Source organism: Corallococcus sp. AB030, assembly GCF_003668965.1.
Taxonomy (GTDB): Bacteria; Myxococcota; Myxococcia; order Myxococcales; family Myxococcaceae; genus Corallococcus; species Corallococcus exiguus.
In genome coordinates this window covers 24,131-39,916 of the sequence record NZ_RAWQ01000039.1, presented here as the reverse complement: position 1 = coordinate 39,916, position 15,786 = coordinate 24,131, and the positions used below count along the sequence as shown (strand labels likewise).

Annotated in this window: 14 protein-coding genes and 1 pseudogene; 7 read left to right on the top strand and 8 right to left on the bottom strand. The window is 70.6% G+C overall.

The window, feature by feature from the left end:
* Positions 1-15: 15 nt before the first annotated feature.
* Together D7Y15_RS12815 and D7Y15_RS12810 are read right to left on the bottom strand one after the other, a co-directional pair.
* The gene (locus tag D7Y15_RS12815) at positions 16-648 is read right to left on the bottom strand and encodes an SCO family protein (protein ID WP_121752731.1); all 633 of its coding nucleotides are present in this window, start codon (positions 646-648) and stop codon (positions 16-18) included.
* The gene (locus D7Y15_RS12810; RefSeq protein WP_121752730.1) at positions 645-1,175 is read right to left on the bottom strand and encodes a hypothetical protein; all 531 of its coding nucleotides are present in this window, start codon (positions 1,173-1,175) and stop codon (positions 645-647) included. Before D7Y15_RS12810 ends, D7Y15_RS12815 begins: the two co-directional genes overlap by 4 nt.
* Before the next feature lie 29 nt (positions 1,176-1,204).
* Here D7Y15_RS12810 and D7Y15_RS45680 point away from each other — a divergent pair, with 29 nt between their 5' ends.
* Positions 1,205-1,696 carry a FixH family protein gene (locus D7Y15_RS45680; RefSeq protein WP_368667336.1) on the top strand — a complete coding sequence of 164 codons (492 nt, stop codon included), beginning with the start codon at positions 1,205-1,207 and terminating at the stop codon, positions 1,694-1,696.
* Between the two features lie 85 nt (positions 1,697-1,781).
* Positions 1,782-1,880: pseudogene (locus D7Y15_RS45675) on the top strand (NUDIX hydrolase); the annotation flags it as partial.
* A gap of 47 nt (positions 1,881-1,927) precedes the next feature.
* Here the strand turns inward: D7Y15_RS45675 and D7Y15_RS12795 are convergent.
* Positions 1,928-2,383 carry a hypothetical protein gene (locus D7Y15_RS12795; protein WP_121752729.1) on the bottom strand — a complete coding sequence of 152 codons (456 nt, stop codon included), beginning with the start codon at positions 2,381-2,383 and terminating at the stop codon, positions 1,928-1,930.
* A 148-nt stretch (positions 2,384-2,531) separates the two neighbouring features.
* Between D7Y15_RS12795 and D7Y15_RS12790 the strand changes: the two genes are divergently transcribed.
* Positions 2,532-3,353 (top strand): class III extradiol ring-cleavage dioxygenase, encoded by an 822-nt coding sequence (locus D7Y15_RS12790; protein ID WP_121752728.1) that lies wholly within the window; start codon positions 2,532-2,534, stop codon positions 3,351-3,353.
* 12 nt (positions 3,354-3,365) lie between these two features.
* Here D7Y15_RS12790 and D7Y15_RS12785 read toward each other — a convergent pair whose 3' ends face one another.
* A complete protein-coding gene (locus D7Y15_RS12785; protein ID WP_346728603.1) occupies positions 3,366-4,064 on the bottom strand; it encodes a type 1 glutamine amidotransferase domain-containing protein in 699 nt (232 codons plus the stop codon).
* A gap of 120 nt (positions 4,065-4,184) precedes the next feature.
* Between D7Y15_RS12785 and D7Y15_RS12780 the strand changes: the two genes are divergently transcribed.
* Together D7Y15_RS12780 and D7Y15_RS12775 are read left to right on the top strand one after the other, a co-directional pair.
* Positions 4,185-5,090, top strand: coding sequence for a LysR family transcriptional regulator (locus tag D7Y15_RS12780; protein ID WP_120574604.1), 906 nt, complete (start codon positions 4,185-4,187; stop codon positions 5,088-5,090).
* 227 nt (positions 5,091-5,317) lie between these two features.
* Positions 5,318-5,857, top strand: coding sequence for a hypothetical protein (locus tag D7Y15_RS12775; RefSeq protein ID WP_126932874.1), 540 nt, complete (start codon positions 5,318-5,320; stop codon positions 5,855-5,857).
* On the opposite strand, the gene D7Y15_RS12770 is transcribed toward D7Y15_RS12775, so the two are convergent.
* The 4 genes from D7Y15_RS12770 to D7Y15_RS12755 form a co-directional block, all read right to left on the bottom strand.
* A complete protein-coding gene (locus D7Y15_RS12770; RefSeq protein WP_233604920.1) occupies positions 5,858-8,104 on the bottom strand; it encodes a lamin tail domain-containing protein in 2,247 nt (748 codons plus the stop codon). It lies immediately after the preceding gene.
* Between the two features lie 171 nt (positions 8,105-8,275).
* Complete coding sequence (locus D7Y15_RS12765; protein WP_120574602.1) at positions 8,276-10,243, bottom strand: lamin tail domain-containing protein; 1,968 nt, start codon at positions 10,241-10,243, stop codon at positions 8,276-8,278.
* Between the two features lie 137 nt (positions 10,244-10,380).
* The gene (locus D7Y15_RS12760) at positions 10,381-11,802 is read right to left on the bottom strand and encodes an IgA Peptidase M64 (protein WP_121752727.1); all 1,422 of its coding nucleotides are present in this window, start codon (positions 11,800-11,802) and stop codon (positions 10,381-10,383) included.
* A 61-nt stretch (positions 11,803-11,863) separates the two neighbouring features.
* Entirely contained in the window at positions 11,864-13,402 is a 1,539-nt protein-coding gene (locus D7Y15_RS12755; protein WP_121752741.1) for a PEGA domain-containing protein, read from the bottom strand.
* 286 nt (positions 13,403-13,688) lie between these two features.
* Between D7Y15_RS12755 and D7Y15_RS12750 the strand changes: the two genes are divergently transcribed.
* Positions 13,689-14,693: an SDR family oxidoreductase gene (locus tag D7Y15_RS12750; RefSeq protein WP_120574599.1), complete on the top strand. Its 1,005-nt coding sequence runs from the start codon at positions 13,689-13,691 to the stop codon at positions 14,691-14,693.
* A gap of 85 nt (positions 14,694-14,778) precedes the next feature.
* Complete coding sequence (locus D7Y15_RS12745) at positions 14,779-15,780, top strand: diacylglycerol kinase family protein (protein WP_121752726.1); 1,002 nt, start codon at positions 14,779-14,781, stop codon at positions 15,778-15,780.
* Positions 15,781-15,786: the final 6 nt, after the last annotated feature.

Here is a 15,786-nt window from a genome sequence, read left to right as displayed (position 1 = left end):
CTGAGTTCCTTGTTGTTACTCCGGGGCCTGGGCCAGCAGCGCGGCGTCCCGGAGCAGGGCTTCCAATCCGCCCTCTCCCTCGGTGACCCGGTAGTAGCCGCGCAGCTGTCCCCGGGCGTCCACGAGGACGAAGTGCTCGCCGTGGAAGACGCTGAAGAAGTCGTCCTCGCCCGCGTCGGCGTCGCGGCCCATCATCACCCGGAAGCCCTCCAGGACCGTCGTCTCCACCTGGTCCAGCGGACCCGTCAACAGCGTCCAGTTGGACATGTCGATGCGGTGGTCGCGCGCATAGGCGGTCAGCCGTTCCGGCGTGTCATGACGCGGATCCACGCTGAACGAGGCGAAGCGCACGTCCAATCCCTGCTCCCGGGCCTGTCGCTGCACCCGCAGCATCTTCTCCGTGAGCAGCGGGCACACGGTGGGGCAGCGGGTGAAGAAGAAGTCCGCGACGTAGAGATGCCCCCGCATGTCGGCGTCGGAGAAGGGACGTCCCGTCTGGGCGGTCAATTCGAAGCGCGGGAGCGGCCCGTAGAGGGGCAGGTTCTCCGCGGCGACGCGCGCGCGTTCGCGTTGAACGTGGGGCCACGCGACGGACAGCAACGCGATGACTCCTGCACCGGCGAGCACGAAGAGGGATGTGGGCTTCATAGAGGGGGGCAGGAGCGCAGACAGCGCGCGTCCGTGATGACGCGTTCGGAGGTGGATGTGGCCTGGTTCGAGTCGTAGACGCCCCGGACCTGGAGGCGTTGATCCACCAGCAACAGGAGGCGTCCGCTGTCCCGCAGCGGCTGCCAATCCGGGTGGAGCACCGTGGAGTCGCGCGACGTCGCGCTGACGACCCGGAGCGGGACGCCATCGGTCTCCAGACGCTCCTGGACCTGTCGCAGGAGGGGAACAAGCGTGAATTGAACCAGGGTGAGCTGTCCCTGAAGCTGCCCGGGCTCCAGCGGCTGGCCCCGCTCATCGCGAAGGGTGAGCGAGGGCAGCGGCCCATACACAGGAGGCGGCACCTCCAGCTCCCACGAGGCGTTCGAAGGGGGCGCCTCCGACCAGGCGAAGTCCAGCACCATCACGAGCGCCGCGCATGCGAGCACGGACACGGTCAGCCCCACGGCTCCCAGCACCACGAACACCCACGAACGGGGCTGCGCGGAAGAGGACGAAAGGGCGGACATGATGGCGCACCCTCTCTCATCCAGACCGCATGTGCGATGCGACACCTTGTCGCAGAACCCAGGCCCGCCTCTTCCGCTACACGGCAAGGATGATGAAGGCACTGCTGATGGGAACGTTGTTGCTGGGCGCGACGCCCTCCGCCACGCCAGACGCCGGAAGCGACGGGGGACAGGTGAGCGCGGCCTCCTCCGTGGGGACAGTGGCCAGCGCATCCGGTCGACTCCGAGTCGAGGTCCTCTCTTCGATGACACCGCTCCGAAGAGGCGTTCAGGCGTTCCAGGTGCGGATCACCGACGCCGCGTCGGGAAAGCCGGTGCCCGGTGTCGTGCTGTCCGTCCAGCCCTGGATGCCCGCGATGAACCACGGCATCTCAGAGGTCCCCCGCGTCACCGCGCGAGACCCTGGGACCTTCGAGGTCTCCGACGCGGACCTCTTCATGCCCGGCGTCTGGGAGCTGCGCTTCACGCTGAAGGGGACGGTGGAGGACTCCGCGACCGTGACCCTCAAGCTGGGGCGGTAGGCGCGGCGGCCGCACCTCTTCGAGGTCATCAGGCTGCCAGGAGCCGTCGAAGGCAGGCGAGTCCGGGTCGTAGATGCGGAAGTCGAATGACGTTGCCGCAGTGCAGGTGTTCAGCGGACTGGTAGCCGAAGCAGAGCGCACCCACCGGGTCACGCGCCTGGTGCGCGGACAGCTCACGAGGAAGTCTGAGCGGGAGCGGCAGTTCCTCGCGCTATTCGGCGGGCATGGGCCTCAGGACTTGAGCGCCGCGGGAGCCGTTTCGCGCGGCATCAAGCCGCTGAACTCGTAGATGAACGCACCGTTCTCCGTGACGTCCACGGTGCAGGCGCCCGCGCGGGACAAGCCTTCGAGCACCTCCTTGGCTTCGGTGAACGAGAGCTGACTGCTCGCCGCCACCTCGGCGATGGTGACGCGGCCCCCGTGCTCCTTCGCGCAGGTGAGCACGGCGCGCTCGACGTCGCGGGAGTCCAGCGAGGGCCGCACCGCGACGGGCGCATCCCTCAATTCGGGCGGCAGCTTCGCGCGCCGCGCGGAGCGGACAAGCGCCAGGCCTCCGAGGACGAAGACGGCGCCGAGGATGAACCCCGCGATCGTGTGTTCCGCGGTGCCCTGGATCAGCTTGTCGAGCTCCAGGCCAATGCCAAAGACGCCGAACGCGGCGAGCGCCCAGCCGATGATGCTCTTCATGCAACCCCCTTCGCGACGGGACCACCCATCCGTTCCCCAGCGCGGGTTCATAGCAGAAGACGTCGTGTCTCAATCGGACGCAGGGGTCCACCCGGAGTGCGTTGGCGCGCCGGCCCACCCGTGGAGTTGAATGGCACCGAGAGGCCCCATGCCGACCGACCCGTCCAATCCCTCCTCGCGCCTGCCCGTCGTCTTCATCCCGCACGGCGGTGGCCCCTGGCCCTTCGTGGAGATGGGCCTTCCGAAAGCGGAGCTCCAGGCGCTCGCGACCTACCTGCGCCAGGTGGGCCAGCAGCTCGCGACGCCACCCAAGGCGCTGCTCGTCATCTCCGCCCACTGGGAGGAGCCCGTGGCCACGGTGATGACGTCCGCCGCGCCACCCATCCTGTATGACTATTACGGCTTCCCGCCGGAGTCGTACCGCATCCCCTGGCCGGCGCCGGGCAACCCACGGCTCGCGGCGCGCGTGCGCGAATTGCTCTCCACGGCGGGCTTCGCCACGTCGGAGGACCCGGCGCGCGGCTACGACCACGGCACCTTCATCCCGCTGAAGCTGACGTACCCGGAGGCGGACATCCCCTGCGTCCAACTCTCGCTGAAGCAGGGGCTGGACCCGGCGGAGCACCTGGCCATGGGCCGGGCGCTCGCGCCGCTCCGCGACGAGGGCGTGTTCATCATCGGCAGCGGGATGACGTTCCACAACCTGCGCGCCTTCGGAGACCCTCGCGCGCACGAGGTCTCCGCGAAGTTCGACGCGTGGGTCCAGGACGCCGCCACCTCTCCCGCGGACGAGCGTGACGCGAAGCTCACGCAGTGGATGCAGGCCCCCTATGCGCGGCTCGCCCATCCTCGCGAGGAGCACCTGCTCCCCTTGATGGTCGTCGCCGGTGCCGCCGGTGCGGACCGGGGCACCACCGCCTGGTCCGGCTCCATGATGGGGACGCGCATCTCCGGCTTCCAGTTCGGCTGACGGCAGCGGGCTTCAGCCCTTGGGGGCCGGGGCCTGCTTCTTCTCGGCCAGGACCTTCAGGACCTCCTGCGCGGTGGCGGCGGAGGACGCCGGGTTCTGTCCCGTGACGAGCCGCCCGTCGCGCACCGTGAAGCTCTTCCACAACGGGCCGGACTCGTAGCGCGCGCCCAGCTCGCGCATCCGGGTCTCCAGCGGGAAGGGGACGATGGCGTCGAACTTCGCCGCCTGCTCCTCCGCGTTGCTGAAGGCCGCCACGCGCTTGCCCGCCACCAGCGGCTTGCCGTCCGGTCCCTTCACGCCCACCAGCGCCGCCGGGCCGTGGCAGACCGCCGCCACCACCGCGCCCCGCGCGTAGCCCGCGGACAGCAGCTGGTGCGCCGGCACGTGCTGCGCCAGGTCCCACATCACGCCGTGCCCGCCCACCACGAAGTACGCGTCGTAGGTGTCCTTCACCTGGGCGAGCACCTTCGTGTTCGCCAGCTTCTTCGTCGCCTCGGCGTCCGCGAGGAAGGCGCGCGTGTCCTCCGTCTGCTCCTTCTCGCTGCGAGGATCCACGGGCGCCTTGCCGCCCAGCGGCGACGCGATGTCCACCTGGGCCCCGGCCTTGGTGAACTGCTCGTACGGCGCGGCGAGCTCCTCCAACCAGAAGCCCGTCTTCTCCCCGGTGTTCCCGAACTGCGAGTGGCTGGTGACGATGAGCAGCACCTTCACTGCGGTGAGCGCTTCCATGGAACGTCCTCCTTCGAGCCCCAGTCCGTGGGGCGATGGGCGATGAAATACGTCCCCGCAGTCCCCAAGAAAACCGAGAGCCTCTTCACATAAACTGAAGCGATGCTTGGCAATCACGAAGCGCTCTGGACGCTGTGGGAGGTCAGCCGGGCGGGCACGCACGCGGCCGCCGCCACGCGCCTGGGCATCACCGCCTCCGCCGTGGGTCAGCAGCTCAAGGCCCTGGAGCGGCACGTGGGCGTGGCGCTGTTCGAACGGGTGGGGCGCCGGGCCCGGCTCACTCCGGCGGGCGCCGCCCTCGTCGCGCGGCTGGGAGAGCACCTGCCCGCGGTGGACGCGGCGTTGGAGGCGGCCTCCGAGGCCCAGCGCGCGGTGCGTGGCGAGGTGTCCCTGGGCGGTCCCTGGCCCTTCTTCCGGTACTGGCTCCGGCCCCGCATGCCGGGCCTGCTGGCGCGGCACCCGGAGCTGCGGCTGGATGTGCGCTTCGACGTGCCCAGCCGCGTGTCACGGCTGTTGCTGGACGGCGCGTTGGACCTGGGCATCGTCGGGCTGTTGCCGGACGCTCCGGGGCTGGAGGTCCGACCGGTGGCCCAGGAGGAGTTCGTCGCCGTGGGCGCGCCTTCGTACCTGAAGCGTTGGGGAACACCGCGCGGGGCACGCGACTTCGGTGCGCACCGCTTCATCGCCTTCGATGCGGACCTGGCCATGCTGGCGCCGTGGTGGCGCGCCACCTTCGGACCGAAAGAACCCCTGCCGGCGCAGGTGGTGTGCCGCGTCGCGAACCTGGACGAGATGCTGGCCCTGGTGGAGGCGGGCGTGGGGCTGGCGGTGTTGCCCGACTACCTGGTGGCGCCCGCAGTGCGCGAGAAGCGGGTCGTGACGCTCACGCCGGAGCTGGGCCGACGCTCCGCACGGAAGCCTCGGGGAACGCTCTATGTCGCGTGGCGCAGGGCCGCGGCACCCACGGCCCGCTTCCTCGCGGTGCGCGACTGGCTCCTGGCCGCATAGGCGCTGCTTCCGGAAGGCCCTGGGCCAGGGCGCGAGGTAGCGCATGCCCGCCCGCCCTCCGGACAGGAAGGAGAGAGTTCCAGGCAGCCAGGCCCAGCCCCACACGGTCGTGGTTCCCGGCGGGGCAGGGTGTCCCCATCTTTACCGGGGGAGAGCGGGCTCGCGCGCCATGGACGGGACTCCGTCGGGAAGCGGGCTCCTTCGCACGACACGGGAGGACGTGGCCAATGCGGAGAATGCGCGGGACGGCGGGCCTGCTGATGCTGGGCCTGGTGGGACTCGGGGGGCTGTCGGCGTGCCACGGCGGCGAGCCGGGGCAAGACGGCCCTTCCGCGAAGCACCGCGAGGGACGTTCGGAGGTGCTGCGCGGGCTGATGGCCTCCAAGGAGACCGTGGACCCCAAGGCGCTGAAGACCGCGGGCTCGGAGGTGAAGGGCGAATCGGCCCCCGCTCCGGCTCCAGAGGGAACGGGCGGCTCCGGTCAGCAGCCCCGGCCCATGGGCTGGGCCGCGGGCCGCGTGTCCTGGGTGGGCGACGACGAGCTGCTCTTCGTGGACGGCCAGGGCCAGGAGCAGGAGGTCTTCGTGGACGAGGCCACGCGGCTCAAGCGCGACGACGAGAACGTGCAGCTGCACGACATGTCCGAGGGCGATGAGATCCGCGTCACCTACGAGGACCATGGCCAGGAGTGGATCGCCCGGGACGTGGAGGCGGTGCCCGCGGAGCCGGAGCCCGGGCCCGACCCCCAGGCCCCGCCGCTGCGCTGACTAGAACGCGCCTCCGTCCGCGCGCCGGCCCGGTGAGGACTGCAGCCCGGGCGTCAGCGTGGTGTGCAGCACGAAGCTCGTGTCCGGCGACAGGTCCGGGGAGCGGTTGATGGACACCGCGTCCACGGTGCTGAAGTAATCGACGCTGTCCACGACGCCGCCATCCTGGCGCTTGAGCTGCACGGTGTCCGACGTGTTGTTGAGGCTCAGCGTCCCGCTGGAGGCCGCGACGGTGTCGGGCGTGCCGGCCGGGAAGCCCGCGGACCCACCGAAGACGACCAGGGGTCGTCCTGGCTGAAGCACCGTGCCCGGGGCGAAGACGTGCCGCGTGCTCAGTGCGTCCCACAGGCTCCAGCCGGACAGGTCCAGCGGGGCGGAGCCCGTGTTGTAGAGCTCCACGAACTCGTGCGCGGTGCCGCCGGGGAGCGCGGGCTCGTTGGCGAGCAGCTCGTTGATGATCACGCGGGGCGCCGTGCGCGTGAACCAGATGCGGCCGGGGGTCATGTCGAAGCGCGACGCGTTGGCAGTGTCCACCACGCGCACGCGCACCAGGTCGCTCTCCTCGTCCGGCACGGTCCACGTGAAGGTGCCCGCGCTCGCGCTCACGGAGGGGGCCACGACGAACCACTGGTCGCCGCTGTCGTAGGTGGCCTCGATGCGCACGGTGCTCACGCCCGCCGAGCGCCACGTCAACGTCAGCGGGGTGCCCACGACGAACGTGCCGTCCAGGGGCGCGGTGACCCGCACGCGCGGACCGGGAACGCCGCTCAGGTCGTAGCGGGTGATGACGGGGTAGTGGTCGCTGACGGTGCGGGCGTAGTCCGGAATGGTCGCGTCGGGCCGGAGCACCTGGACGCCACCGGGCACCGCGTCCACGGCGACCTCGTCGGTGACGAGCGTGTGGTCGATGACGTCGTTGTACTCCGTGGTGGTGCGGATGGTGGCGTCGGTCAGCACCTTCGTGAGGAAGGTGTAGTGCGTGGGGTCGTCCAGGAAGTTCGCGTAGGGCGTGGGCAGCGCGACGCCGTTCTGCGTGGAGATGGAGTGGTCCAGGTCATCGTTCCAGTCGCCGATGACGAGCACGCGCGCCTCGGGCAGCCACTGGTCCAGGTAGCTCTTGAGGGCGGCCGAGGAGCGCTGGCGCTGGCCGTAGGACGTCATGTCCTCGAAGGCCTTCATGTGCGTGACGATGACGACCAGCGGCGCGTCCTCGCCATGGATGCGGGTGGTGAAGTCCACGCGCAGCGGCGGGCGTCCGCCGAAGTCGGCGGCTTGCGCGGTGAGGATGATCTGGGCGCTGCGGTAGGTGAGCGAGCTGTCGTAGACGATGCCGGGCTTCTGCTCGCCCGCGGAGTACGTCGACGTGCCGCTGAGGACGTAGGTGGTGTTGTTGGCGAGGAAGCCGCGGTAGCTGCCGGGCAGCCCCGACAGGAGCGTGTTGAAGTCCACGGTGTCCACCATCTCCACCAGGCCCCAGACGTGGGCCTCCGCGTCGCGAATGACACTCGTCGCCCCCGCGACCTGGAGGTCGTCGGTCACGCCGCCGTCGGAGGTGGAGTTGGCCGGGCCCTGGTTGGGCGCGCCGAACCACTCCAGGTTCCAGTGGCCCACGGTGAACAGGGAGAGGGGCGGCTGCACCATCACGATCAGCCGCGCGGACGCGGTCTGTCCCTCCGCGTCGCGCACGGTGGCGGTGAAGAGCGTCGAGCCCGCGGCGGTGGGCGTGCCGGACAGGGCGCCGTCCGTGGAGAGCGTGAGCCCCGCGGCCAGCGTGCCGGTGAAGCTCCAGGTGAACGGTGCCCGCCCGCCAGAGGCGGTGAGCGTCATGGCGTAGGGCTGCCCCACGCGTCCGTCCCCGAGCCCCAGGGAGGTCACCGTGAGCGCCGGAATGCCTGCATCTGGCACTCCCGCATCGCCGCCATCGGGAGACGAGCCGCCATCGTTCAGCACACCGCCGTCACCCGACGAACCGCCATCATCCGACGAACCGCCATCGCCGGAGGCGCCGCCATCGTCGGGCTCACCCGCGTCGCCAGGCCCACCTCCATCGACAGACTCGCCGCCGTCGACCTGCTCGCCGCCGTCGACCTGCTCGCCGCCGTCGACCTGCTCGCCGCCACCGTCGGACGCGCCGCCGTCGGCTTTCACTCCGCTGTCGGGAGGCTCGACCGGCGTCGGCGGTGTGGAGCTGGGACACGCGGCGAGCAGCAGTGCGAGCAGGGGCGCGACGATGCGAGGGAGGGACATGGAAGCCATCCGGTCCAGACACCGGAAAGGGACCACGGCCCATCGCGATGACGGGCGGTGCATCCCCATGCTCCCAAGAGTCGCACATCCCCCCGTCATCCAAGAAGAAGGGCCGCGCTCCCCGGTGGGGGAACGCGGCCCTGGGTTACTGCAATGTGTCAGACGCGGCGACTACGGCGTCGGAGCGCCCGGCGTCGGGGTGGTCACGAACGCGAAGTCCGCGTTGTTGTTGTTCGTGTCGTTGCCGTTCGGGGTCCGCTGCAGGGAGCCCACGGCGGAGTTCGAGTCCGAGGCGGAGGTGCGCGTGCCCTCCTCGAAGTTCAGGGACTTGGCACCCGCGGCCGTGGTGATGGTGAACGTGGGGTTCTGGGCGCCCGGCTCGTAGAACACGCTGTCGAGGAGCGTGCCCGCCGCGTCGTCAACCAGGCCCACGCCGTCACCGCTGCCGTTCTGGATGATGTCGGTGTTCGCGCCGGAGGTCGTCTTGATGATCAGCCGCAGCGTGCCCGCCGGCAGGTTCGCCGTGGTGAAGTACGGCTCGGGCGCCGCGACGATGTAGCCGCCCGCGGGCAGCGACGTCACCGCGGTGCCAGCCGCGTCCTTGGTGTCAGCCAGGTTGAACTTCAGGTACTCCACGCGCGGGTTGGCGGTGGAGTCGCCGTTGACGAACACCAGCTTGACGTTGGTCAGGTCCGCCGCCTCGGTGCCGCGGTTGTAGATCTCGACGAACTCCGCGGTGTCGGTGCCCACGTTGTCGTAGTCGATCTCATTGATGACCAGCGACGGGCCCGTCGGAGGAGGCGTCAGGCCGGTGAACGTCGCGGTCTTGGCGGCCGCGTCCAGGGCCTTGCCGGCCAGGTCCTTCACCTCGCCGTTCACGGTCACCGTGTACTGCGTGCCACCCGTCAGGTCCCCGGTGGTCAGCGAGACCTGGTTGCCCGTCGTCGTCGCAGCGGAGACGGCCACGGTCGGCGTGATGCCGAAGTCCGCCGCCTCCACGCTGGCCGCGTCGAGCTTCCGGTCGAACGTCAGCCGCACTTCCGTGCCGCTCAGCGGGCGCGCCTCGGTGAGCTTCGGCGCGGGGCAGGCGGTGATGGTGAGCTGCTCCGGCGCGAACACGGACACCTGCGGCTGGGCGGTGAAGCGCCAGACGACGCCGGTGGGCACGGTCACGTCGCAGCCCGAGACCAGGTCCAGGTCCGTGGACAGGGTGGTGGGCACGCGCAGGCGCAGGGGGCTGGGGGACGGCTCTCCCGTGGTGATCAGCGGGAAGGCGGTGAAGGCCGCGCCGCTGCCAGCGCCCGCCTCCAGCTTGCCGGACACGGTGACCAGACGGCTCTCGTAGACGCCGGTCGTGCCCGCGTCCTCGAAGGAGCTGACGGCGTTCGCGTCCACCTTCAGGCCCGGGGGCGTCGCCGTGCTCAGGTTCCACACGCCGTGGTTCTTGCTCACCACGGTCAGGTCCGTGACGGTCTTCGCCACGTTGAGACCGCTGATGATCTCCTTCTCCGTGACGTTCAGCGTCACGCGGTCACCCACGGCGACCGCCGTGGTGGACGCGGAGTCGCGCACGAACATCGCCGGGCCGTTGGCCTCGGCCTGCAGGAAGAAGCCGGAGGCCTCCGTGGCCGCGCTGCCCGTCACCGCGGGCTTGACGAAGGTCACGAACGCGCCGCTCACGATCTGCGGCGTGGTCAGTGCGCCCGCCGGGGCCGCGATGAACGCGGCGATCTGCGCGCTCGTATCCGCCGGAGGCGTGGTGACGCTGGAGGGCGTGCAGGTGTTCGTCGCGATGTCGCAGGAATCGGTCAGCGCGCAGGCCGGGGTGCACGCCTGGGGACCCCCCGTGCCGCCGTCCGTCGTGGTGCCGGCGTCCGTCTCCGTGCCCGCGTCGGTGCCCGCGTCCGTCGTGGTGCCGGCGTCCGTCTCCGTGCCCGCGTCCTCTTCCGGAGGAATGTTCAGCGTGCGCAGCTCGCACTTGTTCTCCACGCAGGTGTACGCCTGGCCCGCGGGCGGCGCGCCCTTGTCACGACAGTCGAACTGATCGACACACTCGTCGCCGCAACCCGTGCCGACCGTGACGAACACGGTGGTCACGAGCGCCGGCAGCCAGCTCCGCTTCAAGCTCTGCTTCAGCATGTAAATGCCTCCAGGGTGTCCAGATTGCAGGTGCGGTCCCCCTTACACCCGAAAACAGAGGGGCGTCCATTTGCCCAACCACCTGCCACGTCCCTGTCACCCGAAAGGATGCACAGGGGCCTGGGAATCGAAGGAAGTCAGGGACTCTTTCGTGCAGGGGTGGACGTTGGACCCGCGTACAGGTCGATGACCTCGGTGATGCCGCGCTGGCACACCGCGCAGAAGGGCACCCGGTCCCGGGTGAACATCATGCAGTCCATCTGCGGCCGGAAGTAGCCCTTCGCCTCGTAGTGCGCGCCCTCGAAGGCGCCCACCTTCCCGGAGAACTTCTGCGTGCCCAGGAATTTCTCCTCCCAGTCCCGCTGCGCCACGAACAGCGCGTCCATCTCCGACTCGGGTTTGCGCTCTGAACGAATCTTCTGCCGGCGTTGCTGCACCTGCAGGGCGTGCGCGTCATAGGCGGGCTGATTCCAGGGCGTGGGCAGCGGGGTCCCCGGCGCCACCAGGTCCTTCCACTTGAGCTGGGCGGGGTCGTGGAGCGCGGTGACGTTCTTCTCCCAGGGCTCCACCCGCTCCGCAGGCGCGGCGCCGTAGATGGGGGCGGACGTGTAGTACTCGTCCGCCAGCCCCGCGAAGTGGTGACCGAACTCGTGGACGAAGACGTAGGGGGCCCAGAGGCTGTCGGCGGCCACGGTGCTGAAGAGGTTGTAGATGCCTCCTCCGCCGTAGGTATTGCCGTTGGAGAGGATCTCCACGAACTCGTAGGGCGCGAAGGCGGCGGTGTCACGCAGCGCGGCGTTGTCGAAGGTGAGGATGTAACGCTCGGCGCCAAAGGCGTCGTAGGTGGAGCCCAGGGGCGAGCGGCGGTGGACGCCGGTGGAGGGCCGGGAGATGCCGGACTCGGACGCCTTGGGCATCAGCCCCCAGACGTTGAAGTCCGCCTTGCGCTCCTTGAAGGGGGAATAGCTGAAGAGGATCTCCACCAGCTTGCGCGCGTCCTTCTCGAACTTGGCGCGCTCCGCCTCCGTGTAGCCGTCCCCCATGATGAGGAAGTCCACCTTGTCCTGCGGCGGCCCGTTCTCCAGCAGCTTCAGCAGCGGGCCCGGCGCGGGCGGCGAGGACGGATCCACGAAGGGGTCCTTCGGATCCACCACCAGCGACCAGATTTCGCGGAAGGCGTTCTGCGCGTCGCGCTTCTTCAGGATGACCTGGACGGGGCTGTCCGGCGCGGGGAAGCGCAGCGACTCACTGAAGGTGCGGTGGGCCTGCTTCGCCTCGTCCGTCAGCTCCCACTCGCCGAAGATGGAGGCGAAGCCGCGCGAGAACAGCAGCCGGTTCGTCTTCCGGTCCCGCACCTCGAAGAGGTACTTGCCCAGGTTCGTCTCGTCGATGGCCCGCGCCGGGTGGCCCGGCCAGGGCAGGGGCTCCACCACCAGCCGCTCCAGGCTGAAGCGCTCCTCGGTGGCGTTGCCGGTGTGGAAGTAGTCGACGCGGAACGTCCGGGGTGCGGCGAGGGCGGTGCTCGCCGTGAGCAGCAACAGCAGGAGGGAAGCGCGCATGTGGCGCGACTCTACGCGCCCGGCGCTTCCCATCCAGGAACCTCCGGCCGGGACCGTCCGCTCAGAACGTTCCGGACACGCTCGCCGCCGCGCCCGTCTCGTCCGCCGTCACACCCAGCGTCACGGGCGCTGGCTTCGCGGGGGAGGACACGAGGAAGAGCACCGCCCCGGTGACGACCGCCGCGCCGCCGCCCACGAGCAGCCCCGTCATGACGTGGCTCTTGCCCACCAGAGAGTCGCGCAGCGCGACGGCCCGCGCATCCGTGCTCACCAACTGGCCGCCATTGGCCGCGCGGCGGTCCTCCAGGCCGTTCAGGTCCTTCTGGGCCAGCAGCCGCACCACGCCCGCGCCACCCAAAGCCGCCACGCCCGCGCCCACCGTCACGTACGACGCCGTGCGCAGGCCCGTGCTGGGGGCGGCGTCGCTGGAGACGTCCTCCGACAGCAGGTTGGGCGCGGTGAGGTCCGCGCCCGTGCCGGAGGCGCTGGCCGTGCCCCGCGCGCCGCCCGCGTCCCAGGGCGCCTTGCCGTTGGCGTTGTTCATCACCACGAGGTTGGAGGGCGAGCGTCCGGTGGTGACGAAGTCCACCAGCGCGGAGAGGGCCTCACCGGGCGCGTCCAGGCCCTGTGTCTTGAAGCCGCCCTCGCGCAGCTTCTGCCCGCCGTCGACGTTGAGCACCGTGGCGGCGAACCACTTGGGCCCGCTGCTCGGGCGCTCCAGCCGCACGACGATGACCTCCTCCACGCCCAGCGTGCCGCCCAGGCGCACCGCGTGGCTCCAGGTGCGCTCCTCGTTGCCGTCCGCGGCGGCGAGGCACGGGAAGGGCGCGGCCGTCACGGACCCCTCGTAGGCCAGGTCCACCAGCAGCGGCGTGTCCGCCCCCTGCGCCTGCACCTGCCGGGGGAAGCTCACCGCGTCCCCCTTCACCATCGTCAGCTCGTACGCGCCCGCGGGCAGCTCCAGCGTGAGCGGCGTCTGCCCCACGCTCAGGCCCTCCAGGTACACGTCCGCCGCGGGCAGCGTGGACTTCAGGGACAGCTTCACCTTCGGCGTCCTGGCCAGGTCGCGGCGCAGCTTCTCGAAGGCCTGCCGGATGGAGGGGGCGTACTGGTCTGGGTCCAGCTGGTACTTCGGCTGGAGGCGCAGCACCTGGAGGAAGGCCGCGTCGCTGTCCTTCGTCTTCCCCATCGCCCGGTGGTTGAGCCCGTGCAGCAGCTGCGCGTGGGCGAAGAGCTTCCAGCGCGGCGCGCCCGGCGGCAGGCGGCGGATGTCGCGCAGGGCATCGTCCAGGAGCTGGGTCGCGCGGGCGTTGCGGCCCTCGTAGAACTGGTCCTGCGCGGCGTCCAACTGGCGCTGGAGGTCCTCGAAGGAGCGCGAGGAGTCGGGGAAGAGGCGCTCGGCGAACTCGGGCGCGCTCAGCAGGTGCTGTTCGGGGCGGGCGCGGAGGGCGTCGTAGAACGCCTTGGACTGGCCGCTCAGCTCGGCGTCCCGGCAGTCGCCGCTGGAGACCACCAGCCGGTGGGGCGCGGCCCCCGAGGCGGCGGCGCACAGCAGGCACAAAAGCAGCGCGAAGGCGGACGGCTTCGGACGGAAGGGCATGGTCACGTGGGTGTGGAAGGGATGGCCGGACCGGCGATGCAGGCCGCGTTCCGTCCTCTACCGGACTGTCCACCCTCCAGGCCAGCGACCCCGGAGCCTGCCTCCCGGTCCCGCACGTGGACCCCCGTCCGGATTCCGGGCCCCCTGCCTCGCTGGTTGCCCTCCGGGTGAGTCACCTGTGTCCCGGGTGCGACGCCGGGCGTCATCCCCACCTTTCCGTCCACGAACCCTTTCGAATGCTCGGGCCGTCCAGAGCCGGCGGGCCCGCCAACAAGGACCCCACTCCATGGATCGCATCTGGAAGAAGAAGGTCATCGTCATCACGGGCGCCTCCAGCGGCATTGGCCGGGCCACCGCGCTGCTCCTGGCGAAGAAGGGTGCCCACGTGGTGCTCGCCGCGCGCCGGGAGGACCCCCTGGAGGAGCTGGCGGCCGAGTGCGAGTCCCACGGTGTCCAGGCGCTGGTGGTCCCCACGGACGTGGCGGACGCGGAGGCCGTGCGGAAGCTGGCGGAGGCCGCGGTGGAGGCCTTCGGCCACTTCGACGGCTGGGTGAACAACGCGGGCGTCTACATGCTGGGCAGCCTGGAGGAGACGCCGGACGAGGCGTTCCGCCAGCTCATGGAGACCAACTTCTTCGGCACGGTGAGCGGCGCGCGCGCGGCGCTGGCCCGGTTCCGTCGCCAGGGCTACGGGACGCTCGTCAACGTGTCCTCCACCTTTGGCACCGTGCCCGCGCCGTACCTGAGCGCCTACGTGGCCTCCAAGTTCGCGGTGCGCGGCTTCTCCGCGTCGCTGCGCCAGGAGCTGCTGGGCACGGGCATCGACGTGTGCACGGTGATGCCCGCCGCCATCGACACGCCCCTGTGGCGCCACACCGCCAACTACACCGGCTGGCGCATCCGCCCCGTGGAGCCCGTCTACACGCCGGAGCGCGTGGCCCGCACCATCCTCCGCGTGCTGCGCCACCCCCAGGACGAGGTGATTGTCGGCCCCGCGGGGAAGAGCTTCGCGGCGATGCACGGCCTGTTCCCTCGCACGTACGAGCGCACCATGCGGGCCGGCACGGACGCGCTGCACTTCAAGGACGAGCGGCAGCGCCCTACCCCCGGCAACCTCTTCCAGCCCATGGAGGAGGGGGACACGGCCTCGGGCGGTTACCACGGCACCGGAAAACAATGGCTACGTCGTCTGTTGGTGGCCGGAGGGCTGGCCGCCGCGGCGGTGACGCTGCGCCGGCGTGCGGCCGAGCGGCACCTGGAAGCACGGCTGGCCCACGCCCTGGGGGTGTGATGCCCATGTTTCCGGGGGAGTCCCCATGCCGGGGCTCTTTTCGTGACGGGGCCATGACATGAACTGGGGAAGAGTCGCGCCCGCCATGAACATCGCCGTCCTCGTCAATCTGCGTGCGCGTAAAGGGACCGAAGGGATGGGCGGGCTCGTCAGAGACCTGCTCCCCCGGGCCCGGGTCGCCCTGACCCGTTCCCTGGAGGAAGCCCGGGAGTGGGTGGACCAGCTCCGGCACGACCCGCCCAGCCTGCTGCTCGCGGGCGGAGGCGACGGCACCATCACGGGCCTGCTCAACGAGCTGCGCTCCCAGGGTGTGGCCCTGCCGGCCATTGGCGTGCTGCCGCTGGGCACGGGCAACGCCTGGGCCCGCGTCACCGGGGCGCCGCGTCCCCACGTGGCCCTGAAGCAGATCGCCGCGTACGGCGAGCGCCTGCCTCCCCTGCGTCCCTTCTCCCTGGTGCGGGTGGAGGGCCGGGTGGCGCCCTTCGCGGGCACGGGCTGGGACGCGGAGATGATTCAGGACTTCAAGAACCAGCTCGCCGCGGCCGGTCCGCTGAAGAAGTCGCAGGCCGGCCTGCGCGGCTACCTGGGTGCCATGTTCACGCGCACGGTGCCTCGCCACCTGTTCGGCGAGGGCAACCCGAACGTCTCCGTCTACAACCTGGGCGCGCCCGCGCTGACCATCGACGCGACGGGCGCGGTGCGGCCGCTGCCCAACGCCGGCGAGGGGCAGCTCTTGTACCAGGGCCCCGCGGGCGTGGCGGGCGCGGCGACGACGCCGGAGTGGGGCTTCGGCTTCAAGGCGTTCCCGTTCGCGCAGGCGGTGCCGCACCGGCTGTCCGTGCGCGTGTACGGCGCGGGAGTGATGGAGGCCACGCGCAACATGTTCCGCCTGTGGCGCGGCGAGCACCCCATGCCGCGCATGCACGACTTCTTCGTGGAGCGCCTGCGGATGGACTTCGACCGCGACGTCCCCTTCCAGATGGGCGGCGACGTGCTGGGCATGCGCCGCTCGCTGGAGTTCGACCTGGCGGAGGAGAACGTCAACCTGGTCGACTGGCGTCGCCTGGGGCGGCTCGTCGCGGTCTAGCCCGCT